Here is a 23,866-nt window from a genome sequence, read left to right as displayed (position 1 = left end):
TAAGAGACTCTGACATAGCCATGCCTGAACACTATCGTTATTCCTTACCTGTCAAAGCGGGCGACCAGCGCCAGCTGGGTGAACTCACGGGCGCGGCATGCGCCACGCTGGTGGCGGAAATCGCCGAGCGCCATCCTGGCCCGGTGATACTGGTTGCCCCGGATATGCAAAACGCCCTGCGCCTGCACGACGAAATTCGCCAGTTCACCGATAGCCTGGTGTTCAGCCTGGCCGACTGGGAAACACTGCCGTATGACAGCTTCTCTCCGCATCAGGAGATCATCTCCTCGCGCCTGTCGACGCTCTATCAGCTGCCGACCATGCAGCGCGGCGTGCTGATTGTTCCGGTGAACACCCTGATGCAGCGCGTCTGTCCGCACAGCTATCTGCACGGCCACGCGCTGGTGATGAAAAAAGGCCAGCGCCTGTCCCGCGATGCCCTGCGCGCGCAGCTTGATGGTGCCGGTTATCGCCACGTCGACCAGGTAATGGAGCACGGGGAATACGCAACCCGCGGCGCGTTGCTCGACCTTTACCCAATGGGCAGCGACCAGCCGTATCGTCTGGACTTTTTCGATGATGAAATCGATAGTCTGCGCGTATTCGACGCCGACACGCAGCGCACGCTGGAAGAAGTGGAGTCCATCAATTTACTGCCCGCGCATGAGTTCCCGACGGACAAAACCGCTATCGAACTGTTCCGCAGCCAGTGGCGCGATAAGTTCGAGGTGAAGCGCGACGCCGAACATATTTACCAGCAGGTCAGCAAAGGCACGCTTCCTGCCGGGATCGAATACTGGCAACCGCTGTTCTTCAACGAGCCGCTGCCTGCCCTGTTCAGCTACTTCCCGGCGAATACGCTGATTGTTAACACCGGCGATATCGACGCCAGCGCCAGCCGCTTTGAAAGCGAAACCCGCGCCCGCTTTGAAAACCGGGGCGTTGACCCGATGCGTCCGCTGCTGCCGCCGGAAGCGCTGTGGCTGCGTACCGACGAGCTCAACGCCGAGCTGAAGCGCTGGCCGCGACTGCAGCTCAAAACCGATTCGCTTGCCGATAAAGCTGCCAACACCAATCTCGCCTTCCGGACGCTGCCGGACCTGGCCGTTCAGGCACAGCAGAAATCACCGCTGGATAATCTGCGCAAGTTCCTGGAATCCTTTACCGGGCCGGTGGTGTTCTCCGTTGAGAGTGAAGGCCGCCGCGAAGCTTTAGGTGAACTGCTGGGGCGCATTAAAGTTGCGCCGAAGCGCATCCTGCGTCTGAGCGAGGCGACCGGAAACGGTCGTTACCTGATGATTGGCGCAGCCGAGCACGGGTTTATTGATACGCTCAACAACCTGGCGCTGATTTGCGAAAGCGACCTGCTCGGTGAGCGCGTCGCGCGTCGCCGCCAGGACAGCCGTCGTACCATCAATCCGGACACGCTGATCCGGAACCTGGCCGAGCTGCATCCGGGCCAGCCGATTGTTCACCTGGAGCACGGCGTTGGGCGTTATCAAGGGATGACCACGCTGGAAGCGGGCGGTATCAAAGGTGAATACCTGATGCTGACCTATGCTAACGACGCCAAACTGTATGTCCCGGTCTCCTCCCTGCACCTCATCAGCCGCTATGCGGGCGGTGCCGAAGACAATGCGCCGCTGCATAAGCTGGGCGGAGATGCCTGGGCGCGCGCGCGCCAGAAAGCCGCGGAAAAAGTGCGCGACGTGGCAGCCGAACTGCTGGATATCTACGCGCAACGCGCGGCCAAAGAGGGCTTCGCCTTTAAGCATGATAAAGAACAGTACCAGCTGTTCTGCGACAGCTTCCCGTTTGAAACCACGCCGGATCAGGCTCAGGCCATTAACGCCGTGCTAAGCGATATGTGCCAGCCGCTGGCAATGGACCGCTTAGTCTGCGGCGACGTCGGCTTTGGTAAAACCGAAGTAGCGATGCGCGCCGCCTTCCTTGCGGTTGAAAACAACAAGCAGGTGGCGGTGCTGGTGCCGACCACCCTGCTCGCTCAGCAGCACTTTGACAACTTCCGCGACCGTTTCGCCAACTGGCCGGTACGTATCGAGATGCTCTCGCGTTTTCGCAGCACCAAAGAACAGACGCAGATTCTGGAACAGGCCTGCGAGGGTAAAATCGACATTCTGATCGGCACCCACAAGCTGCTGCAAAGCGATGTGAAGTGGAAAGATCTGGGGCTGCTGATCGTCGACGAAGAGCACCGCTTCGGGGTACGTCATAAAGAACGCATCAAAGCGATGCGCGCCGACGTCGATATCCTGACCCTGACCGCAACGCCGATCCCGCGAACCCTGAACATGGCGATGAGCGGCATGCGCGATCTGTCGATTATTGCTACGCCGCCGGCACGCCGTCTGGCGGTAAAAACCTTTGTTCGCGAGTACGATAATCTGGTGGTACGTGAGGCCATTCTGCGTGAAGTGCTGCGCGGGGGGCAGGTGTACTACCTCTACAACGACGTGGAAAATATTCAGAAAGCGGCAGATCGGCTGGCGGAGCTGGTACCGGAAGCGCGCATTGCTATCGGCCACGGGCAGATGCGCGAGCGCGAGCTGGAACGGGTAATGAACGATTTCCACCACCAGCGCTTTAACGTGCTGGTGTGCACCACCATCATTGAAACCGGTATTGATATCCCGACGGCAAATACCATTATCATCGAACGCGCGGATCACTTCGGTCTGGCGCAGCTCCATCAGCTGCGCGGCCGCGTCGGACGTTCGCATCATCAGGCCTACGCCTGGCTGCTGACGCCGCATCCGAAAGCGATGACCACCGACGCGCAAAAGCGTCTGGAAGCCATCGCCTCGCTGGAAGATCTCGGCGCAGGCTTTGCGCTGGCGACACACGATCTCGAGATCCGCGGCGCCGGTGAACTGCTGGGTGAGGACCAGAGCGGCTCGATGGAGACCATCGGCTTCTCGCTCTATATGGAGCTGCTGGAAAACGCGGTTGATGCCCTGAAGGCCGGACGCGAGCCGTCGCTGGAAGATCTGACCAGCCAGCAGACCGAGGTCGAGCTGCGTATGCCTTCTCTGCTGCCGGACGATTTCATTCCGGATGTGAATACCCGACTGTCGTTCTACAAGCGCATCGCCAGTGCGAAGAAGGAAAACGAGCTGGAAGAGATCAAGGTTGAGTTGATCGATCGCTTTGGTCTGCTGCCCGATGCGGCGAGAAATCTGCTGGATATCGCTCGCCTGCGCCAGCAGGCACAGAAGCTCGGCATTCGGAAGCTTGAAGGCAACGAAAAAGGCGGCGTGATTGAATTCGCCGAGAAGAACCACGTCAACCCGGTGTGGTTGATTGGTCTGCTGCAAAAACAGCCGCAGCATTTCCGTCTGGATGGTCCAACGCGTCTGAAATTTACCCAGGAACTGACTGAGCGCAAAAACCGTATGGACTGGGTGCGCAACTTTATGCGTCAGCTGGAAGAGAACGCGATCGCGTAGCCAGCCTTTCCCCCCGTTAGCACCGTGCTACCGGGGGGACAATTTACAAACTCTTTGCACTTCACCCGATCTTCCCGACACACCCATTCGCCATAATTATCTTTAACGCCTTATAAAACAATAACCTTATCATTTATATGGACTATGGTGATGATGACCTCTTCGCGTTTTACCCGCTGGATGACCTTGTTTGCGCTGGCAGCGACCGTTGCGGTTGCGCTTCCCGCTCGTGCAAACACCTGGCCACTTCCACCGCCCGGCAGCAAGGTTGTGGGGGAAAACCGCTTTCATGTCGTTGAAAACAACGGCGGTTCTCTGGAAGCGATTGCCAAAAAATATAACGTCGGTTTTCTGGCTCTGCTGCAGGCTAACCCTGGCGTCGACCCGTACGTCCCGCGCGCGGGCAGCGTATTGACCATCCCGTTACAAACTATCCTGCCGGACGCCCCGCGCGAGGGGATGGTAATCAATCTTGCAGAGCTACGTCTCTATTATTACCCGCCGGGTAAAAATGAAGTGACCGTCTACCCTATCGGGATTGGCCAGCTGGGCGGCGACACGCTAACGCCGACGATGGTCACCACCGTCTCGGATAAACGCGCGAACCCAACCTGGACCCCGACGGCTAATATTCGTGCCCGTTATAAAGCACAGGGCATTGACCTCCCCGCCGTGGTGCCGGCAGGCCCGGATAACCCGATGGGACACCACGCGATCCGCCTGGCGGCTTACGGTGGGGTCTATCTGCTGCATGGAACGAATGCGGATTTTGGCATCGGCATGCGCGTCAGCTCCGGCTGTATTCGTCTGCGCGATGACGATATCAAAACGCTATTTAACGTCGTTACGCCGGGGACCAAAGTAAATATTATTAATACGCCGATTAAAGTTTCTGAGGAGCCCGGCGGCGTGCGGCTAGTTGAAATTCACCAGCCGTTATCGAAAAACTTAGGCGATGACCCGCAGACATTACCCATTAATCTGAATGCCGCAATGGTGAGCTTCAAAACGAATGCGAATACCGATGGCACAGTCATGGAGCGCGCAATGGAAGCCCGTTCAGGCATGCCGACTGATGTCACCCGACATCACGATGTCGTCCAACAGCCGCTGTAATACAGAAAGAAAAACGCCCTGCTAAGCAGTAATGCCGTTCACTTAAGCCTCACGTGACTTAAAGCTGAACGGATATTTAGGCGGCACATAAAGCACCGAACGATCGTATCGTCGGTGCTTTCTTTTTGCTGGCAGGATGAAGGCTTTTACATTTTCTCTCATTCCTTTCAGGTGCTTAGGGATATTTCCCGTCGCACCTTTGCCACAGACCCGTATCTGGGACACCAGGATATTCTGGGTTCGCAGGAGGCGGCAACGAGCTGATGTTTAAACTCAGGAGAATAGTTAGGGCAGCCTTTACGCCTGCCGGGAGTCATATTTTTCTGCATATCTGACACTTTGGTTCCCACTACTTATTTGGTGGACACCACTTTGTCGGATGCTTCAGATTATGACCAGACGGTTCACGCTGTACGCTTACGCCTGGCACAACAACCAGAAGCGAGATCCCGACCAGGCAGAAGCCGCACTAACGCTGATTCAGGAAAATATCAAAGAACTAAAAGTTATTCAGTCTACTGTTTCAGATATGTAAAGACAGCGGGCACAAAGCCTGTACATCTATCAATGATATATAACATAAGACATGGTTAACACAGTAACTCCCAGATACATAGTCAACATCATTAAAAATACCTTATAATCTGTGAAAAATTTCAATGGCACACTAGCATAATATGTCCGTCGGGAAGGGATTCGTATCGACATATATAACTGGTAGATTTGCGGAGAATCTTTCAATGACTGTAATTTATTGTGCATACACCAGTGTTTTTTGTTTCTGTAATCAAAAGACAAATCAATATACACTGCCATTAACGCAAGTATTACACCGAGGGCTAAACCATCATAATAAAATACAGCTTTATGAGGTAAAATCAGAGCGATTAGTTCATTCATCATTACATCCCCATGTGCTGGTAAGCCTTATCACCATGTAGCCAGGTGATAAATATTCCCGCAGCCGTCATCAATCCAGTGAATATTACAAACAGAATAACCAGGAACCAGCCAGAAATATCTTTACCCTCGTTACCGCTGAAACTACACATAGTTAATATAACAGCGAAAAATAACATCATTCCTGATATTCCGGCGGAAGACCACGGTGGAGTGTACATTTTTTCTGCCGGATAATCGGGCTGATGGGTTAATCTGGACGATACCGCCGTAACAGAAAACTTTTTCTGATCGGATGCCGCCACAAACTGGTCGCCCTGTGCATACACCACTGCATCTGATGCCAGCGCCAGCGCCAGCCACGGATACCCTGCAGAATGCTCACCGAGTGACATTTCAAGCTCCAGTCGATCCGGCACGACTTTTTTTTCGTCCAGCACTTCCAGCAGCGGATACTTCTCTGTGCGCGATAAACCGGTATACCAGATCTGTTTGGGTTTGCTGACAGCCTCCGCACGCAGATAAACAGGTACTGCTCTTTCAACGTCAATAACCCCCGTCATAGGTTGATAAAGATAAACAGGTTTTTCTCCTTCCGTTTTAATGTAGTAATTCGTCAGGAGAAGCGCGGTAACATTCTCCATCCACTTGCATTCCCCTTCTTCAGAATGCAAATCTACACAGATAAACAGGCGTTCAACGACATACCCGTTCGCCGCCTTCAAAGGCTACAGCCACTTCTGTGCCGTCCAACAGCGGGAAGTGAAAGCCAAACACATCCCCGCCGTACGGCCTGCCCAGACGCATCAGCGCACTTTCAAAGCCGTCACGTTTTTCATCGAGATCAAAATCAAACTTCACGCGGTAGCGGCCCTGCGCATCGACTCCGGCATAGGTGGGATCGCGATTAATAGCCGCCACACGGCCGGGCACCGTACCGGCTATCACCGGGCGTGGCAGAGAGTCCGGACGGAAGCTGTAGCCGTTCAGATAAGGGATACCCTTCAGGATGGCGCGATAATGCTCTGCACGGCTGCCGGATAGCGTCATGGTGGTCACAAGAAATCCGGGCTTAAACCCGTCAGGAATATCCCCTGTCGGGTGAAACATCACGCCCGGCAGCATTTCCGGGTCACTGGTTGTCATCCCCAGCACACTCTGTTTGTTCAGCAGGCGCTCATAGCGCAGGCGCGCGTAGAACGTTGCCGTTTCAGCTTCCTCGCCATATAAGTCACCTGCAGCCAGAAAGTGATCGGCGTAGTGGTACTGTTTTCCGCGGGTTATCCCGTCAGGAATGTCGTTCCCTGCAATGGTTTTATCCGCCTGTGGGGAAAACGGATCGCGGTAGTTATAGGTGCGGACCAGTACATTTTCGGGGATGAGCTGGTACTGCTCTTCGGGTTCGGTTACATACTCTTCATGACTGGTCATGCCGGAATGGCGGACGTATGGCAGCTGTTTATTGCTGAAAACATAGCGGCGACCACCATCACCGAAAATCACCACCGTTTCGCCCTGTACCCTGTCGTGATTTTCAAAGCGAAACCAGATCCCGACCTCGGCCAGCAGGCGGCGGATAAACTGGAGATCGGTTTCTTTCCACTGAATAATCATTTCACGGCTGGGGTAGCTGTGGCTCAGCTGGTCAAAATCGACGTTGTGACCCTGAAAATGGCCGCTGTCTTTCATTAACTTCGTAACGAGCCCAGGAACCGTCATGTCCATGTACACGGCTGAACGGTAGTTCCGGTCCAGCAGCGCCAGTTCATGCTCCAGCACACACTCATACAGGGCTTCATCTGCGGACGACTTCAGACGGGAAAACGACGTGATCACGCCGTTAATCTGGCGCACCGGCAGCCAGGGATCCTGATTATGCCAGCCTGCTTTCGTATTCGGAGCACGCAGAATAAATTCCGCCCTCTGATTGAGGACATCGTTGATTGCTATGTTCGGTGTTGGGCTGGTAAAGCGGATGGTGTAGCGGTAGGGCTTACTGAGTTCTTCTTCCCCGGTAAAAGAGTGAACATCCGGCGAAACAGTTTTACTTCTTGGAAAGTACAATAAATAACGATTCAAGGTATCCTGTTGTTGAACTGTGTCTGATTGTCCTGCCATCGTCAAATATTCCTGATAAAGAATGACTATTCATTAAAAAATAATACGCTTACAGACCTTTGATTGAAACGTCATTCCATAACACATCACAGGATGTTACAAAATACATATCATTCAGTTTAAAGATAAATAAAACAAAAACATTCACACCATAAATAAGAAAAGACCGGGAATAATACCCGCCCCATATATAACAATACTGGAAAAGGAACAAAGCCCGCCGGGTGGGTAATAAATTCTCGCGGATCGGGGTAAAGACATCCCGTCATTTACCGCCTTCCAGGTAGGTACAGCCGTGTATGACACGGGAGCGTTTATACAGGGTATCGCCCGCGTCTGACAGGCCGTAACAACAATATGGACGACGCGTTTTTCCTGTGAAAGCATAATCAGATATTCAAGAACCACCGTTGAAGGGGTATTCGGCCCTTTTTCCTGATATAAATCGACCTTCCCTGGCGAACCGCAATAAATATTAAACCGGTTCGCCGCCTGATAAGAATATACGGCAGTTTACGTAAGCGGGAGTTTATCGGCCACCAGTATATGAGGATAAAATCCGTCCCGGTATCCCGGGTTCGCAGGAGGAGGCAACGAGCTGCTGCTTAAACTCAAGAGAATAATCAGGGTAGCCTTTTCGCCTGCCGTGAGTCACATTTTTCTGCATATCTGACACGCTGATTCCCACCACTTATTTGGTGGACACCATGTTGTCGGATGCATCAGATTATGACCAGACGGCTCTCGCTGGACGCTTACAGAGAGCGGGAAAAGGTATCCAGTTTGGACGGGAAAGCATCCGCAACGAAGTCCATATCGTGTTCAGTCGTAAAAAAATCCGGGTTCAGAGGGGCTGAACCCAGATTGTCTCTTATTGGCAGGATCGTTCAAGTGTTCTTAAACGATCTGCATTAGTGCACATATGCAGGGCGTTTTTTATTGCAGTGGCATAAATGAGGGTTTATGCCCGGCTTATTTGTAGATTACAGCCGTGCCGTGCAGCGTGTTAGGACCGGTCACAGAGGTAATACGGAAAGATTTCGCACCCATCTCTTGCGCTTTTTGTGCCAGCTGATCTTCCAGCGAACCGAGGTTAGTCCCAGCAGATGCGGAGATAGTCCCGACTTTATGCTGGTCAGCTGGGGTAGATTGCACTTCAACAGCAGCAAAGCTTGCGAAAGAGAGTGAGCTCAGAACGGCGGCAGCGATGAGGTTTTTTACGTTTTTCATGATGTTTACCTTTAGCAGATGAATTTGGAGGTCGTTAGCCATTTAGTTAACGATCGATAGGTAAATCATAAATGTGATCCAGCTCACGCGTCAACATAATTTTATAACGAGCATTAACTTAATATTAAAGTCGTTATTTTTCATACTCATATGATTAATTTATTTTTAAGCATTCAGCGCTGGTGGTGCCTTGCGTTTATTTTTATAATGGTTATTCAACAAACCAACAGAGGACCAACGGCAAATGACAACCGATGTCACGAGTTGTGCTAAGAAAAGCCGTGGCCGACCAAAAGTGTTTGACAGGGATGCAGCGCTTGATAAGGCCATGACTCTCTTCTGGCAACATGGGTATGAAGCGACCTCGCTTTCCGATCTGGTAGAAGCCACCGGAGCCAAAGCGCCTACGCTGTATGCTGAATTTACCAATAAAGAGGGGCTGTTCAGGGCAGTGCTGGACAGGTACATTTCGCGCTTTGCGGCGAAACACGAAGCCCAGCTTTTTTGTGAAGAGAAAAGCGTTGAACAGGCTCTGCGAGACTACTTCACCGCCGTAGCAACCTGCTTCACCAGTAAAGACACGCCTGCGGGCTGCTTTATGATTAACACCTCTGCTACCCTTGCGGCGTCGTCTAAAGAGATCGCCAATACGGTGAAATCGCGTCATGCCATGCAGGAGGAGACGCTGAGCGCGTTTTTGGCTCAGCGCCAGCAGCGCGGTGAAATCCCTGCACACTGTAACCCTCAGGTGCTGGCGCAGTACCTGAGCTGTATTTTGCAGGGGATGTCGATCAGCGCCCGTGAAGGAGCCACGCTGGAAAAACTGCAGAATATTAGCGACACCACGCTGCGGCTGTGGCCTGAGCTACTTAAAATCTGAAGCAAAAAAAAGCTCCTCAGCCTGAGCGCATGAGGAGCTAAATTCAGAGAACATCTTTTTTACACTTTGTTATTCAGAACCAGCTGGCCATTTCCATCCAGAGGGATTTGCGTGCCCGGGTCTTTATCCATGCGGATTTTGCCCTGCTGATCGCCAATTTTGTACGTCACGTCATAACCCAGCATTTTTTCCGACTTGTCATAAACGGTTTTGCAGCGTTGCTGAGTCGTAGTGTAGGTATCGTTATCCTGCATCGCGCCCTGCACCTGGTTACCGGCATAGCCACCGCCCAGCGCGCCGACCACGGTCGCCACATCTTTACCACGGCCACCACCAAACTGGTGACCAATGACCCCACCTGCTACCGCACCCAGAACAGAGCCGGCAATACGGTTTTCATCCTGAACCGGACGGCGGTGAGTCACGGAGACGTTGCGGCACTCCTGACGAGGGGTTTTCACAGTTTCTTTAATCGGTGTAGCAGAAACTACCTGTGCATACTGCGGGCCGCGATCTAATACGTTCAGACTGGCAACGGCAGCCACACCTAACGCAGCCGCGACGCCAATCCCTATACCCGCCAACATTGATTTATTCACGGGACTTCCTCCTTTGTTGCTATTGGTAACAATTTTGCAATGGAGGTACGGCTTCGCCAATCAGATAAAGGATTAAAAAAGGGGCGTTGAGGGGGGATACATTCTATTTAGGAGAACTCTTAAGCACGCATTCTGTTATCTGCAGCACGATATGCTAAAAACTCCCTCCGGAAGGCCCGGAGGGAGTGAAAGATTAGTGCAGCTTCAGACGCGGGCGGATCACGCGGTTGATTCTGCCCACCAGCATCATCAGCCCGGTTTTAAAGTAGCCGTGCAGCGCGATCTGGTGCATACGGTACAGAGAGATATACACGAAGCGTGCAATGCGCCCTTCTACCATCATCGAGCCACGCATCAGGTTGCCCATCAGGCTGCCGACGGTAGAGAAGTTAGACAGCGATACCAGAGAACCGTGGTCTTTGTAGACATAGGCTTTCATTGGCTTACCTTTGGTCTGCGCCAGAATGTTGTGCAGAACCAGGCTTGCCATCTGATGCGCCGCCTGCGCGCGCGGCGGCACGAAGCCTCCTTCAGGACGCGCACAGGAAGCGCAGTCGCCGATAGCAAAGATTTCAGGGTCACGGGTGGTTTGCAGCGTCGGCTCCGTCACCAGCTGGTTGATGCGGTTCGTTTCCAGACCACCGATCTCTTTCATAAAGTCAGGTGCTTTAATACCTGCCGCCCAGACCATCAGATCCGCTTTGATGTACTCGCCATCTTTGGTGTGCAGGCCACCTTCGTCGGCGCTGGTCACCATGGTTTGTGTTAACACCCGCACGCCCAGTTTGGTAAGTTCATTGTGCGCCGCACCGGAAATACGCGGTGGCAGAGCAGGCAGAATACGTTCACCAGCTTCAACCAGCGTCACGTTCAGCGCGTCGTTGGTTAACCCTTTATAGCCGTAGCTGTGCAGCTGCTTCACCGCATTGTGCAGTTCAGCGGACAGCTCAACGCCCGTCGCACCGCCGCCGACAATAGCGATATTCACCTTACCGTTCGCACCCATATTGCTGGTGTACTTCAGGAACAGGTTCAGCATTTCCTGATGGAAACGACGCGCCTGGTGCGGGTTATCGAGGAAGATACAGTGGTCTTTCACGCCAGGCGTGTTGAAATCATTGGAGGTACTGCCCAACGCCATGACCAGCGTGTCATACGCCAGTTTGCGCTCAGGGACCAGAAGTTCCCCTTTTTCATCGCGCAGCTCTGCCAGGGTAATGGTTTTGCTTTCACGGTTGATGTCCACCACCGAGCCCAGCTGGAACTGGAAGTGATGGTTGCGCGCGTGCGCCAGATAGCTGAGCGCGTCCACGCCCTCGTCCAGAGAACCGGTCGCCACTTCGTGCAGCAGCGGTTTCCACAGGTGGCTGTGGTTACGATCCACCAGCGTAATTTTGGCTTTTTTACCGCGACCCAGCTTTTTGCCCAACTGTGTAGCCAGCTCCAGCCCGCCAGCACCACCGCCTACAATCACTATCTTTTTCAATGGCGTAGTCAACGTGACCCCCTCAAATTATTAACCAATTGTTAATTAAAAGTTATAAAAATAACCCTTAATTAACAACAGGTTACAGCACTGAAACCATTCAGGTGCATTGAGAATAACACGTCAGGCGCATTGGTCATACCAAAATTGATATGCATCAAGTTTTGATGGCGTAAAAGTAGACAATTCTGGTCAAAAAGAAAGCCCGGTACGCTTTCGCGTCCGGGCTTCTGGACCTGCTTCAGGGGTTTAACCCAGCGTTTTGAAGGCCTTGATACGCTGCAGGTGCGGAGAGATGTTCTTAAACTTGTGGGTCTGTTCTTCGTCCCAGACGATCTCATAGTAATGATGCAACAGTTCTGCAGCCCGGTGGCTGTTGAGCGCCTCATCGTTACGCGACAGGATCACCAGACAGCGGTCGCGGTTTTTCTCCCGAAAATTGCTGACGCACTTGGTTGCAATATCGACATACTCTTCCGGGCGGTCAATTTTGCCTTCCATGTTCTCGTTCGGGAAAAGGTTAGGATTGAACACGACCTGGCGGATGTCGCACAGGAAGCCAATCCGCTCGGCCCAGTAGCCGCCCAGCCCCACGCCGCAAATCAACGGGCGATCGTCGACGTTGAGCTGCAACATCTTGTCCACTTCTTTGAGCAGATGCTGCATATCATGCTTCGGATGGCGCGTGCTGTAGCTGATCAACCGTACATCCGGATCGATAAACTGCAGCTGCAGCACCTTCTCATGATTACCAGGACTGTTAGAGTCAAAACCGTGTAAATAGATGATCATCGTCTTCTCACCACGCTACGCCTTCCGGGAGGGTTTACAGGCTGGCTTTATGTGCCTGCCAGCGCTCATTCAGGTCTTCAAGCCGGGCGTTGACCGTCTTCCAGCGCGCCGAATCCATCAGCTCCTGACGGCTAAATGAACCTTTATGATACAATTGTGTAACACGCTCTGCATTGATCGGCGACAGGTTATCCAGCACGCTAACGGCACCTTTACGATTATTGCAGACCAGGATCATATCGCAACCAGCGTCCAGTGACGCCTGACCGCGTTCTGCGTAACTACCCATAATCGCCGCCCCTTCCATCGATAAATCGTCGGAGAAAATCACGCCATTGAAACCCAGCTCCTGGCGCAGAACGGTTTTCAGCCAGTGCGGAGAGCCGCTGGCAGGACGCGGATCTACGTCGCTGTAAATCACATGCGCAGGCATAATGGCATCGAGCTTGTTATCAGTGATAAGCGACTGGAAAACCGACATATCTTTGGCACGAATTTCCGCTTCAGGGCGCGGATCGCGCGGCGTCTCTTTGTGGGAATCCGCCGTCACCGCCCCGTGGCCCGGGAAGTGTTTTCCGGTGGTCTTCATCCCTGCATCATGCATGCCGTCGATAAACCGGGTCGCCATTGCCAGCGCAATACGCGGATCTTCATGGTATGAACGTTCGCCAATCGCGGCGCTGATATGCCCCACGTCCAGAACCGGGGCAAAACTGATGTCGATATCCATGGCAATCATTTCACTGGCCATCAGCCAGCCGGCGTCCTGCGCCAGTTTTCCACCCTCTTCCGTGCCTAACAGCGCGGCAAAAGACTGGGCTGCCGGCAGGCGGGTAAACCCTTCACGAAAACGCTGCACGCGTCCGCCTTCCTGATCGACGGCCACCACCAGATGATTGCGCGACGCGGCGCGGATCTGGCGCACCAGTTCACGCAGCTGCGCCGGATCGTGATAGTTGCGGGTAAACAGGATCAGGCCACCCACCAGCGGATGCGCCAGAATTTCACGCTCCTCCGCATCCAGCTCAAACCCTTCTACATCCAACATGACTGGACCCACATCCACCTCTCTTATCCTTTAGTTTGTAACTGACGCCAGGCATCGTCTGCCAGCGCAATAAATTGTTTGTCTCTGGACTGCTGATAGCGCATTTCAAACCAGCCGGCCATTAACATGACGACCCAGGGACGCCAGCGCCTGACCTGACGCGTCAGCGCATCGACGTCAATCTTTGCCGCCTGGGCATAGTTCCTGATGAGCGTCTGCCGCGCGGCGTCACTCTCCGTCCAGACTGCCGCCAGCTCCAGCGCCACATCGCCGTCCCCGGCATATTCCCAGTCGATAAGCCTGATACCCGCTGACGTATGCACAATATTTCCGGCATGAACATCCATGTGCAACGGTGAGAGCCGGATCGGCTGTGGCTCGCCCGCTTTACGCAACCGTTTAAGATGTGCCAGCCACGTTGGGGTGCGTCTGTCAGGCAAGGCTTGCTGCCAGTAGTGTTCAAGCAACGGGAATAACGTGATTCGCCATCCCAGATGTGGCTGCCGGTGTAAATGATACAGCATTGCCGCAAGCTCTGGGGTGTCCGGCAGCGCGCTTTTAACCTCACCTTCCAGATACTCGACGGCCATCCAGCCCTGTCTGAAAAAACGGGGTTCAGGCACGAGATCTGACGCAAGACGTTTCAGGGCACGAAACTGTCTACGGAAATGGGAAGCAGGCGCAAAGGGATCGTGATTCTGCCGTAAGACCAGACGGTGTTCGCCCTGCGCTATAATGCAACTCGCGCCGCCAAGCCCGGTGTGGGCCTGCGGCGCGATAAGGCGATACTGAGGAAAATAGCGTGTCAGAATCTCTTCACGCGTGCTGTCATTGTTGCGTAACCGCACCTTTACCTGACCAGATGATTTCGCCTGTCTGAACCAGCATCAGCTGCATCTGCAGGGCTGGCGTATTCACGTTACCGGTGGCGTTAGAGTACAGCACATACTGTGCGCCAACGTTACGGGCAATACCGATAGCCTTGCTACGTGTGCCGAGGCTATCCTGCGGCGACAGGCCCAGCTGCTGTTTCGCTACCGCGAGCTGCTGAGCCGAGACCAGCGTAAACTTACCGTTATTTGCCAGGGCATTGCGCAGGGTTTCCGTCGCTTCGCCCGCGTTAAGCGAACCGTTGGTACGGTTGTTCACGGTGTCGACTAACAGCACGCTGCCTGCCGTCACGCCCTGTGCCTGCAGCATTTTACCCACCATCGGCTGCATTGCGCCGTTCCAGTCGTAATGGCGCACGCGCGGCGCGGGCTGCGAAGTCTGGTCCGGATGCTCAATTGGTCCAGGCTGTGACGGAATAGACGGCACAGATGGCACGGTTGGCTGCGGCTGCGCTGGCTGCGTCGGCTGTTCAGTGCCCGGTTTAGCCTCTTCCACAGGCGCAGGCTGTTCAGTACGCGTCACACACCCTGCCAGAAACAGAGCGAAAGCTGTCACGAGCGCATAGCGGCTCAAATTTTTAATCAAGATTCACCCCTTAGAGATATAGATAAAGCCTCACCTTATGCGCACCCAGATAATTGGCGCTGCCATAGAGCGTTACCGACGACCTTGCCGGAATAGTGACGCTGCGCGGCGCCTCCAGCGGATGCATTTCAAGACCTCTTACGTCATACCAGAAAAAACGGTAGTGGACCGTCACTGGATCATGTCTTTCATTGAAGAGCGTAGAGGAGGCTGACGAGTTAATTTCACTGATGGTCAACGCGGGTTGCTGCGCCGTGATGCCCGCAGCAAGCACGGAAGATTCCATCACCAGCGTCTGTTCATCATTCACGGGGATCGCCGGGCGCGAGCTGCACCCTACGATCATCATCGTCATTACCAGCGCTGCAATACGCCCTTTAAGCATGTTAAAGACCTTTGTGTGCCAGCATCGGCCCCAGAGGACGTCCACCCAGCAGATGCATGTGAATATGATAAACTTCCTGCCCGCCATGACGGTTGCAGTTCATGATCAGACGGTAACCGTCTTCCGCAATGCCTTCCTGTTCAGCGATTTTCGCGGCCACCGTCAGCATACGACCTAACGCCACTTCGTGCTCGGTTTTTACGTCGTTTACGGTAGGAATCAGAATATTGGGAATGATAAGGATGTGCGTCGGGGCCTGAGGGGAAATGTCCCGGAAAGCCGTCACCAGTTCATCCTGATAGACGATATCCGACGGGATTTCGCGACGGATAATTTTACTGAAAATCGTTTCTTCAGCCATGACCTTTTCCTTATTTGTTTAGTCTGGTGCGATGCGTCCGCTGTTGGCACACTCTCGGATGAGTGCATGACACAATTCAAGAGTATGAGCGAGTTTCTCCTGTCCTTTCAACCTTCTCCCCCGATTTCTTTCCTGAATGTTTATCAGCTGGATGAAGAGTGACCGCTCTTGCGTCCTGGTGATGTTTTTTGAGACATAAAAAACCGCAGCAATAAAAAAGGCAGCCATTCGGCTGCCTTAGTCTCCCCAGGTCACAACTTAGTTGCTGCGGATGTACTCATCCATTTCGGTTTTCAGGTTATCGGATTTAGTACCGAAGATTGCCTGTACACCCGAACCTGCAACAACAACACCTGCTGCGCCCAGTTTTTTCAGACCCGGCTGGTCAACTTTTGCGACGTCAGCAACGCTAACACGCAGACGAGTGATGCACGCGTCCAGGTTAGTGATGTTCTCTTTACCGCCGAACGCTGCAACCAGGGCCGGAGCCATTTCGCTGGTAACGGCTGATTTGCTGTCTTCTGACGCATCTTCACGGCCTGGTGTTTTCAGGTCCAGTGCCTTGATCAGCACGCGGAAGATGGTGTAGTACGCAACGGCATAGCACGCGCCTACAATTGGGAACAGCCACAGTTTGCTGCTGTTACCAGACAGAACGATGAAGTCGATCAGACCGTGAGAGAAGGACGTACCGTCACGCATACCCAGCAGGATACAGATTGGGAATGCCAGGCCCGCCAGTACAGCGTGGATGATGTACAGGATCGGCGCAACGAACATGAAGGAGAACTCGATCGGCTCGGTGATACCGGTCAGGAACGAGGTCAGCGCTGCGGAGATCATGATACCGCCCACTTTTGCACGGTTCTCTGGCTTAGCAGAGTGCCAGATGGCAATCGCAGCAGCCGGCAGACCGTACATTTTGAACAGGAAGCCGCCAGACAGTTTGCCTGCAGTTGGGTCGCCCGCCATGTAACGTGGGATGTCACCGTGGAATACCTGACCTGCTGCGTTGGTGAATTCACCAATCTGCATCTGGAATGGAACGTTCCAGATGTGATGCAGACCAAATGGTACCAGGCAACGCTCGATGAAGCCGTAGATACCAAACGCGACAACCGGGTTCTGGTAAGCAGCCCACTGAGAGAAGGTCTGAATAGCGGAGCCGATCGGTGGCCAGATGAAGGACAGGATCACGCCAGTGAAAATCGCTGCCAGACCAGAGATGATCGGAACGAAACGCTTGCCCGCGAAGAAGCCCAGATACTCAGGCAGCTTGATGCGATAGAAGCGGTTAAACATATACGCTGCAATCGCACCGGAGATGATACCGCCCAGCACACCGGTGTCCGCCAGGTGTTTCGCGGCGATCTCTTCTGCCGGTAAATGCAGAACCAGCGGCGCAACCACAGCCATGGTTTTCACCATGATGCCATAGGCAACCACTGCAGCCAGAGCAGATACACCATCGTTATTGGTGAAGCCCAGCGCCACACCGATCGCGAAGATCAGCGGCATGTTAGCAAAAACAGAACCGCCTGCTTCGGCCATCACGTGGGACACTACGGCTGGCAGCCAGCTGAAGTTTGCAGAACCGACACCCAGCAGGATACCTGCGATAGGCAGTACGGATACTGGCAGCATCAGCGATTTACCGACCTTTTGCAGGTTAGCAAATGCATTCTTAAACATAATTGAGAGTGCTCCTGAGTATTTGTGCTTTTTTTACGCTTTCACGCATTGGCCCGGGGGGAGTACCGTGCCGTGGACAGGACATCTAAGCGCCCTTTATTTATTACACAGAGTAAAATAATTCCCTCTGAGTTTGTTTGACGGCTATCACGTTTCAGCTTAAGGCGGTCGAAAAACTTTCAGTTATTTACAAAAAGCATGTCCGGATGTGTCTAAAAACACCGTCACCGCCCCAAATGAGGCGGTGAACTTTACTCGTTTTATTTATTAATTACGAGCCTAAAAAAAACAGGTGTATCAAACAGATTGCAGGCGGGCGGGGTCGATATGGAACAGCGTAGAGAAGTTTTCCGTGGTGACGCGGGCCAGTTCTTCAATACTGACGCCTTTAAGCACGGCCATGTACTCCGCAACGTCTCTCGTCATGGCCGGTTGGTTCTCTTTACCGCGATGCGGTACCGGAGCCAGATAAGGAGAGTCTGTTTCCACCAGAATGCGATCGAGCGGAACATAGCGCGCAGCATCACGAAGTTGCTCTGCGTTACGGAACGTCACGATCCCAGAAAACGAAATATAAAACCCTAAATCAAGCAGTTTACCCGCTGTTTCTCTGTCTTCTGTGAAACAGTGTAGTACGCCACCACAATCCGTCACGTTTTCTTCCCGGAGGATCGCCAGCGTATCGGCACGCGCATCGCGGGTATGAACAATGACCGGCTTGTTAAGTTCGCGGCCAATGCGGATATGATGGCGGAAGGACTCCTGCTGGCGCGGTTTGGTTTCCGGCGTGTAGAAATAGTCCAGCCCGGTCTCGCCCATCGCCACCACGCCCTCTTCCGCTGCCAGTCGGCGCAGGTCCTCAACGTCGTACGCCTCGTCCTGATTCAACGGGTGCACGCCGCAGGAGAACACCACGTTATCGCGAACGCCCACCAGCTCACGCATCGTGCGATAGCCCGGCAGCGTCGTCGCCACCGCAAGGCAGAATTTCACATCGCGGGCAGCGGCTTTCGCCAGCACGTCATCCACGTTTTTATGCAGAGATTGATAATCCAGGCCATCAAGATGGCAGTGTGAGTCGACTAAAAACATAATGTCTCTCTCAGAGATGGGAAACAGGCGGTGTGACGCCTGGTTGCAGGTAATGTTCAATACGCAGTGACTGGTCGGTCAGTAAAAGCTCGCGATTAAGACCAGTCACGGTTAAAAGCTGTTCGCGGCTCTGGCAAATGTCATGAAGCATCGCGTGAAGAATCGTGCCTGAGAGGCGGTTCGCCAGCGTATTCACCAGTGGCCATACGTCCGGGTTAGTCAGCAGCGTTGCCCCTTGCTGGAGCTTGAGCGCATCCAACAGTAAGGAGGCCAGCCAGTGCAGACGCTCATCGGCCCGATCGCAGTTCAGTGCCGGCAGTAAACTTAGCCAGTCCTGGCTGTTAAGTGAAGATTCGACGGCCCGGCAGAGCGTTTCTCGCTGTGACCAGATGTCTGGTTGCAGTAATGCCAGTGCCGCCGCGGGCGCTCCGCTGCTCAGGCGCAGTGCGGACAGCGCACACTCAGGTGACGTTGTCACCTCTCGTTCCAGCCAGCTCAGCGCCCACGTTTCCTGAGGCACAGCAAGGTGATGAAGACGACAGCGGCTGCGCAACGTCGCCAGTAATCGTCCCGGATCGCGGCACGAGAGGAAAAACCACGTTTTTTCCGGCGGCTCTTCCAGCGTTTTAAGCAGGGCGTTAGCCGCCGCCTCGGTTAGCAGCGTGGCGTCTTTAAGCCAGACCACTTTAGCGCCGCCCAGCCGTGCGTGTTCGTACAATTTTTCACTGACTTCACGCACGGCATCAATACCGAGCGCGCTTTTGCCCTTCTCAGGCTCAAGCGTGTAGTAGTCAGGATGTGTGCCCGCCTGCATTAGCTGGCAGCCGCGACATTTACCACAGCTTTTGTGCCCTTCGGGCTGCTGACACATCAGAAAACGGGTGATGGCATAAATCAACGCATCCTCACCCATGCCTGGCAATGCCTGAATCAGTAACGCATGATGCCCCCGACCTGCCTGATAGCTGCCGATCAGCTGTTCAAAGTGCGGACGCAGCCATGGATACCATTTCATGCCTGTTGCTCCTGTACCCACTGCGTAACGGTCTGCTGAATGTCGCGCGTGACGTCGTCCAGGGATTGCGTCGCATCAATGGTGCAAATTGAGCTGTCCTGTGCGGCCAGTTCAAGATAGCGCGCACGGGTGCGGTTAAAGAAATCAAACGACTCTTGCTCAATGCGGTCCAGCTCGCCGCGCGCGCGGGCACGTTTGAGACCCACTTCCGGGGTAACATCCAGATAGAGCGTCAGGTCAGGGCGAAAATCACCCAATACGGCATTACGCAGCGTTGCCAGCATTGTCTGGTCAATACCGCGTCCTCCGCCCTGATATGCCTGAGTCGATAGATCGTGACGGTCGCCGATCACCCATTTGCCGTCGGCCAGGGCGGGCTTGATAACCGTCTCAACCAGCTGTACGCGCGCCGCGTAGAACATCAGTACTTCGGCCTTGTCAGTGATAACTTCGTCGCCGACAGATTTAATATCCAGCACCAGGCTGCGCAGCTTTTCAGCCAGCTGCGTGCCACCCGGCTCGCGGGTAAATACCATGTCCGCCACGCCAAGCGCTTTGAGCGTATCCACCACCACGTTGCGGACGGTGGTTTTACCCGCCCCTTCGAGTCCCTCAATGACAATGTATTTACTGCGCATTTTTTTCCTTAAGTGCCTTCAGATAGTCCTGAACAGAGCGATTGTGGCTGGCAAGGTTGGTGTTAAAGGTGTGCCCCCCTTTTCCATCAGCCACAAAATAGAGATACGGTGTTTTAGCCGGATGCGCAGCTGCTTTGAGCGAAGCCTCGCTCGGCGTGGCAATCGGGCCTGGCGGTAAACCGCTAATCACGTAGGTATTATACGCCGTTGGCGTCTCCAGATCTTTCCTGGAGATCTTGCCGACATAGCTCTCGCCCATGCCGTAGATGACGGTAGGGTCAGTTTGCAGACGCATGCCGATGCGCAGACGGTTGATAAATACCGACGCCACCCGTTCGCGCTCAGCAGCGACGGCCGTCTCTTTCTCAATGATTGAGGCCATCGTTACAAACTGGTTCCGATCGCTGTAAGGCAGTCCTTCCATTCGCCCTTCCCAGGCAGAATCTACTGCGGCGACCATTTTTTTGTGCGCCCGCTTCAGAATCGCCACATCGGTCGTACCTGCCGTGTACATCCAGGTGTCTGGCCAGAACCAGCCTTCTACCCAGTCTGGATGTTCAAGTTTCAGCACCTCGGCCACCGTCTGATAGCGATCGTCTTTTAATGTGTGTTTGATATACGGCGCGTCACGCAGCTGTTTGAGGTAATCACTCAGGCGCATCCCTTCCACAAACCGCAGAGGGAACTGCGCCTCTTTACCGCTTTCCAGCAGCTGCAGCATCTCTCTGACGGTCATTCCCGGCGTAAAGCGATAGGTGCCAGCTTTGAAATGGGACAGTTCAGGTTCCACGCGCAATAACCACTGGAATACCCGGGGACGATTGATAATCTTGTCGCCATAGAGCTGTTCCCCAAGCGCCTGGCGGCCGGTGCCTGCTTTCAGGGTAAAGATCGTCTCGTCTTTAATCAGGATCTTACTGCTCGCCAGCTGGCGAACTTTCCATACGCCTGCTCCGCCAGCGACACCCAGCGCAACGATGAGGATAAGGACAAAGCGCAACATTTTTTTCATGACTATCTGGTTTGCTCACATTTCGGGGCTAAAAACTGAAACAGCTCGCGCGAAGACCAGCGTTGTTGACCATACGCGCGAACAGGTACAACAGGCATCAGCGCATTACACATGATGACTTCATCTGCGGTCTGCAACGCCGCTTCGCCTGCGCTTACTTCGACAACGCGAAAGCCAGAGTGTGCCAGCTGCTCCAGACAAAACTGACGCATTAGCCCGTTAACGCCAGCCTGATCCAGCGACGGAGTGAATACCTCTCTTCCCTGCCGCCAGAGTAAATTAGCCGCACAGCATTCCGTAATGAACCCTTCGCTGTCAAGAACCAGCGCCTCATCGGCGTCCGTCTGTTCAAGATGAGTACGAATGAGCACCTGCTCCAGGCGATTGAGGTGCTTAATCCCGGCCAGCATGGGGTTTCGTCCCAGTCGGATCGGGCTCAGCGTCAGCGTGACGCCCTCTTCTCGCCAGCGAGAGTAATGCGCGGGATAGGCAGAGACAGAGAGGATACGCGTTGGGCTAAGACACGATGCAGCGCTGTAACCCCGACCACCGCTGCCGCGGCTGATAATGACTTTGAGTACGCCGCTCTGCTTCCTGGATGCCAGTTCGCACATTTCCTGACGCAATATGTCCCAGTGCGTAAATGGGATCATTAGCGTTTCACAGCCATGTTGCAGGCGTCGAATATGCGCCTCCAGCAGGCAGACATTGCCGTCCAGAATGCGCGCGGTCGTAAAGCAACCATCACCGAACTGTATCGCCCTGTCGCTGGCAGGCAGCGCGTCCTGCTCAAGGCCATTGATTAAAAACATGGTGGCTCCTATGCGTAGGCGTTTAGTCTGGCAGGATGCCCTACAGCCAACAAGAAGAGTAGACATAATAAAAAAGGTCCGGCAAGCGGACCTTTCTTAAGTGCTATCGGGTCTTCAGGATCAGATCTTTTTGAAGATCAGAGAACCATTCGTGCCGCCGAAGCCAAAGGAGTTACACAGGGTGTACTCCATACCGCTAACCTGGCGCGCTTCGTGAGGAACGAAGTCCAGATCGCAACCTTCATCCGGGTTATCCAGGTTGATGGTTGGCGGAACAGCCTGATCGCGCAGCGCAAGGATCGAGTAGATAGACTCTACTGCACCCGCCGCGCCCAACAGGTGACCGGTCATGGATTTCGTAGAGCTTACCATTACGCGGCTGGCAGACTCGCCGAAGATAGACTTAACCGCCTGAGCTTCTGCTTTATCGCCTGCAGGTGTAGAAGTACCGTGCGCGTTAACGTAGCCAATCTGAGCTGGAGTGAGACCCGCATCACGGATTGCGTTTGCCATCGCCAGCGCGGCACCCGCGCCGTTCTCCGGAGGAGACGTCATGTGGTAAGCATCGCTGCTCATACCAAAGCCAACGACTTCAGCATAAATTTTCGCACCACGTTTTTTCGCGTGCTCGTACTCTTCCAGTACGATCATGCCCGCACCGTCGCCCAACACGAAACCGTCACGATCTTTATCCCATGGACGGCTTGCCGCCTGAGGATTATCGTTGCGGGTAGACAGCGCACGTGCGGCACCAAAGCCACCCACGCCAAGCGGGGTACTGGCTTTTTCAGCGCCACCTGCAACCATAGCATTTGCATCGCCGTACGCGATCATACGCGCGGCCTGGCCGATGTTATGCACGCCAGACGTACAAGCGGTCGCGATAGAAATGCTTGGCCCACGCAGGCCGAACATGATGGTCAGGTGACCTGCCACCATATTAACAATCGTGGACGGAACGAAGAACGGGCTGATTTTGCGCGGTCCGCCATTCATCAGAGATGTATGGTTTTCCTCGATCAGGCCAAGACCGCCAATACCGGAGCCAATAGCGGCGCCAATACGGGTTGCGTTCTCTTCCGTAATCTCAAGGCCAGAATCCTGCATGGCCTGAATGCCAGCGACAATTCCATATTGAATGAAGGCATCCATCTTGCGCTGTTCTTTGCGCGAGATAAATTCTTCACAGTTAAAATCCTTTACTAAGCCAGCAAATTTCGTTGCATAGGCGCTAGTATCGAAATGGTCGATTAGGCTGATGCCGCTCTGACCGGCAAGGAGAGCTTTCCAGGTGGACTCTACGGTATTGCCGACAGGAGACAACATGCCAAGTCCGGTCACAACTACACGACGCTTAGACACGTTTGTCCTCCAGGGAGGGAAAAATAAAAGAGATTCGTGGGACTAAAAAAGATAAAACTCAGGCGGTCGAATGACCGCCTGGAGATGTTCACTTACGCCTGGTGACCGTTGATGTAATCAATGGCAGCCTGAACGGTGGTGATCTTCTCAGCTTCTTCGTCCGGAATCTCAGTATCAAACTCTTCTTCCAGAGCCATTACCAGCTCAACGGTGTCAAGAGAATCTGCGCCCAGGTCTTCAACGAAGGAAGCGGAGTTCACAACTTCTTCCTGCTTAACGCCCAGCTGTTCGCCGATAATTTTCTTAACGCGTTCTTCGATAGTGCTCATACTCTTAAATTTCCTATCAAAACTCGCTTTCGCGATGGTTTTCGTAGTGTATAAAA

At 53.8% G+C, this 23,866-nt stretch carries 23 protein-coding genes and 1 pseudogene; 3 read left to right on the top strand and 21 right to left on the bottom strand.

Translation table 11 applies throughout. The features are described 5' to 3' along the window. Positions 1-20 precede the first annotated feature (20 nt). Together mfd and ldtC are read left to right on the top strand one after the other, a co-directional pair. Positions 21-3,467, top strand: coding sequence for a transcription-repair coupling factor (gene mfd, locus PYW49_RS00355; RefSeq protein WP_320385306.1), 3,447 nt, complete (start codon positions 21-23; stop codon positions 3,465-3,467). 150 nt (positions 3,468-3,617) lie between these two features. After that, positions 3,618-4,583 carry a L,D-transpeptidase LdtC gene (gene ldtC / locus PYW49_RS00350; protein ID WP_320385305.1) on the top strand — a complete coding sequence of 322 codons (966 nt, stop codon included), beginning with the start codon at positions 3,618-3,620 and terminating at the stop codon, positions 4,581-4,583. Positions 4,584-4,625: 42 nt separating this feature from the next. Here the strand turns inward: ldtC and PYW49_RS00345 are convergent. The 5 genes and pseudogenes from PYW49_RS00345 to bhsA all read right to left on the bottom strand — a co-directional run. Then, a pseudogene (locus tag PYW49_RS00345) lies at positions 4,626-4,763 on the bottom strand (IS4 family transposase); the annotation flags it as partial. A 384-nt stretch (positions 4,764-5,147) separates the two neighbouring features. Continuing rightward, the gene (locus tag PYW49_RS00340; protein ID WP_320385304.1) at positions 5,148-5,486 is read right to left on the bottom strand and encodes a hypothetical protein; all 339 of its coding nucleotides are present in this window, start codon (positions 5,484-5,486) and stop codon (positions 5,148-5,150) included. After that, positions 5,486-6,127, bottom strand: a complete 642-nt coding sequence (locus PYW49_RS00335) for a hypothetical protein (RefSeq protein WP_320385303.1) — start codon at positions 6,125-6,127, stop codon at positions 5,486-5,488. The genes PYW49_RS00340 and PYW49_RS00335 overlap by 1 nt, the downstream gene beginning before the upstream one ends. 52 nt (positions 6,128-6,179) lie before the next feature. After that, positions 6,180-7,562 (bottom strand): type VI secretion system Vgr family protein, encoded by a 1,383-nt coding sequence (locus PYW49_RS00330; RefSeq protein WP_320385302.1) that lies wholly within the window; start codon positions 7,560-7,562, stop codon positions 6,180-6,182. Positions 7,563-8,573: 1,011 nt separating this feature from the next. Further along, a complete protein-coding gene (bhsA, locus tag PYW49_RS00325; RefSeq protein ID WP_320385301.1) occupies positions 8,574-8,831 on the bottom strand; it encodes a multiple stress resistance protein BhsA in 258 nt (85 codons plus the stop codon). Between the two features lie 244 nt (positions 8,832-9,075). Here bhsA and comR point away from each other — a divergent pair, with 244 nt between their 5' ends. Continuing rightward, complete coding sequence (gene comR / locus PYW49_RS00320) at positions 9,076-9,711, top strand: TetR family copper-responsive transcriptional repressor ComR (RefSeq protein WP_134349848.1); 636 nt, start codon at positions 9,076-9,078, stop codon at positions 9,709-9,711. 59 nt (positions 9,712-9,770) lie between these two features. Here comR and PYW49_RS00315 read toward each other — a convergent pair whose 3' ends face one another. The 16 genes from PYW49_RS00315 to acpP form a co-directional block, all read right to left on the bottom strand. After that, positions 9,771-10,310, bottom strand: a complete 540-nt coding sequence (locus PYW49_RS00315) for a glycine zipper 2TM domain-containing protein (protein ID WP_008500779.1) — start codon at positions 10,308-10,310, stop codon at positions 9,771-9,773. A gap of 193 nt (positions 10,311-10,503) precedes the next feature. Further along, the gene (locus PYW49_RS00310; RefSeq protein ID WP_320385300.1) at positions 10,504-11,808 is read right to left on the bottom strand and encodes an NAD(P)/FAD-dependent oxidoreductase; all 1,305 of its coding nucleotides are present in this window, start codon (positions 11,806-11,808) and stop codon (positions 10,504-10,506) included. 237 nt (positions 11,809-12,045) lie between these two features. Beyond that, a complete protein-coding gene (gene ycfP / locus PYW49_RS00305) occupies positions 12,046-12,588 on the bottom strand; it encodes an alpha/beta hydrolase YcfP (RefSeq protein ID WP_008500781.1) in 543 nt (180 codons plus the stop codon). Positions 12,589-12,622: 34 nt separating this feature from the next. Continuing rightward, positions 12,623-13,648, bottom strand: coding sequence for a beta-N-acetylhexosaminidase (nagZ, locus tag PYW49_RS00300; RefSeq protein WP_063956716.1), 1,026 nt, complete (start codon positions 13,646-13,648; stop codon positions 12,623-12,625). Between the two features lie 11 nt (positions 13,649-13,659). Next, positions 13,660-14,484, bottom strand: a complete 825-nt coding sequence (thiK, locus tag PYW49_RS00295) for a thiamine kinase (protein ID WP_320385299.1) — start codon at positions 14,482-14,484, stop codon at positions 13,660-13,662. Beyond that, positions 14,465-15,112 (bottom strand): penicillin-binding protein activator LpoB, encoded by a 648-nt coding sequence (gene lpoB, locus PYW49_RS00290; RefSeq protein ID WP_134349845.1) that lies wholly within the window; start codon positions 15,110-15,112, stop codon positions 14,465-14,467. Before lpoB ends, thiK begins: the two co-directional genes overlap by 20 nt. Positions 15,113-15,122: 10 nt before the next feature. After that, on the bottom strand, positions 15,123-15,497 hold the full coding sequence (locus PYW49_RS00285; protein ID WP_134349844.1) for a YcfL family protein: 375 nt from the start codon (positions 15,495-15,497) through the stop codon (positions 15,123-15,125). 1 nt (position 15,498) lies between these two features. Further along, the gene (gene hinT, locus PYW49_RS00280; RefSeq protein WP_006809243.1) at positions 15,499-15,858 is read right to left on the bottom strand and encodes a purine nucleoside phosphoramidase; all 360 of its coding nucleotides are present in this window, start codon (positions 15,856-15,858) and stop codon (positions 15,499-15,501) included. A 258-nt stretch (positions 15,859-16,116) separates the two neighbouring features. Continuing rightward, entirely contained in the window at positions 16,117-17,550 is a 1,434-nt protein-coding gene (ptsG, locus tag PYW49_RS00275; RefSeq protein WP_134349843.1) for a PTS glucose transporter subunit IIBC, read from the bottom strand. A 297-nt stretch (positions 17,551-17,847) separates the two neighbouring features. Next, positions 17,848-18,642, bottom strand: a complete 795-nt coding sequence (locus PYW49_RS00270) for a metal-dependent hydrolase (RefSeq protein ID WP_045284990.1) — start codon at positions 18,640-18,642, stop codon at positions 17,848-17,850. A gap of 10 nt (positions 18,643-18,652) precedes the next feature. Beyond that, the gene (gene holB, locus PYW49_RS00265; RefSeq protein ID WP_320385298.1) at positions 18,653-19,657 is read right to left on the bottom strand and encodes a DNA polymerase III subunit delta'; all 1,005 of its coding nucleotides are present in this window, start codon (positions 19,655-19,657) and stop codon (positions 18,653-18,655) included. Further along, a complete protein-coding gene (gene tmk, locus PYW49_RS00260; protein WP_320385297.1) occupies positions 19,654-20,295 on the bottom strand; it encodes a dTMP kinase in 642 nt (213 codons plus the stop codon). The genes holB and tmk overlap by 4 nt, the downstream gene beginning before the upstream one ends. Then, positions 20,285-21,307 (bottom strand): cell division protein YceG, encoded by a 1,023-nt coding sequence (gene yceG / locus PYW49_RS00255; RefSeq protein WP_320385296.1) that lies wholly within the window; start codon positions 21,305-21,307, stop codon positions 20,285-20,287. Before yceG ends, tmk begins: the two co-directional genes overlap by 11 nt. A 2-nt stretch (positions 21,308-21,309) precedes the next feature. Beyond that, the gene (pabC, locus tag PYW49_RS00250; RefSeq protein ID WP_320385295.1) at positions 21,310-22,119 is read right to left on the bottom strand and encodes an aminodeoxychorismate lyase; all 810 of its coding nucleotides are present in this window, start codon (positions 22,117-22,119) and stop codon (positions 21,310-21,312) included. A gap of 120 nt (positions 22,120-22,239) precedes the next feature. Next, positions 22,240-23,481, bottom strand: coding sequence for a beta-ketoacyl-ACP synthase II (gene fabF, locus PYW49_RS00245; protein WP_320385294.1), 1,242 nt, complete (start codon positions 23,479-23,481; stop codon positions 22,240-22,242). Between the two features lie 92 nt (positions 23,482-23,573). After that, positions 23,574-23,810: an acyl carrier protein gene (gene acpP, locus PYW49_RS00240; RefSeq protein WP_003857954.1), complete on the bottom strand. Its 237-nt coding sequence runs from the start codon at positions 23,808-23,810 to the stop codon at positions 23,574-23,576. Between the last annotated feature and the right edge of the window lie 56 nt (positions 23,811-23,866).

The organism is Enterobacter chinensis, from assembly GCF_034008295.1.
GTDB lineage: Bacteria > Pseudomonadota > Gammaproteobacteria > Enterobacterales > Enterobacteriaceae > Enterobacter > Enterobacter chinensis.
This window is presented reverse-complemented; position numbering and strand designations above follow the sequence as displayed.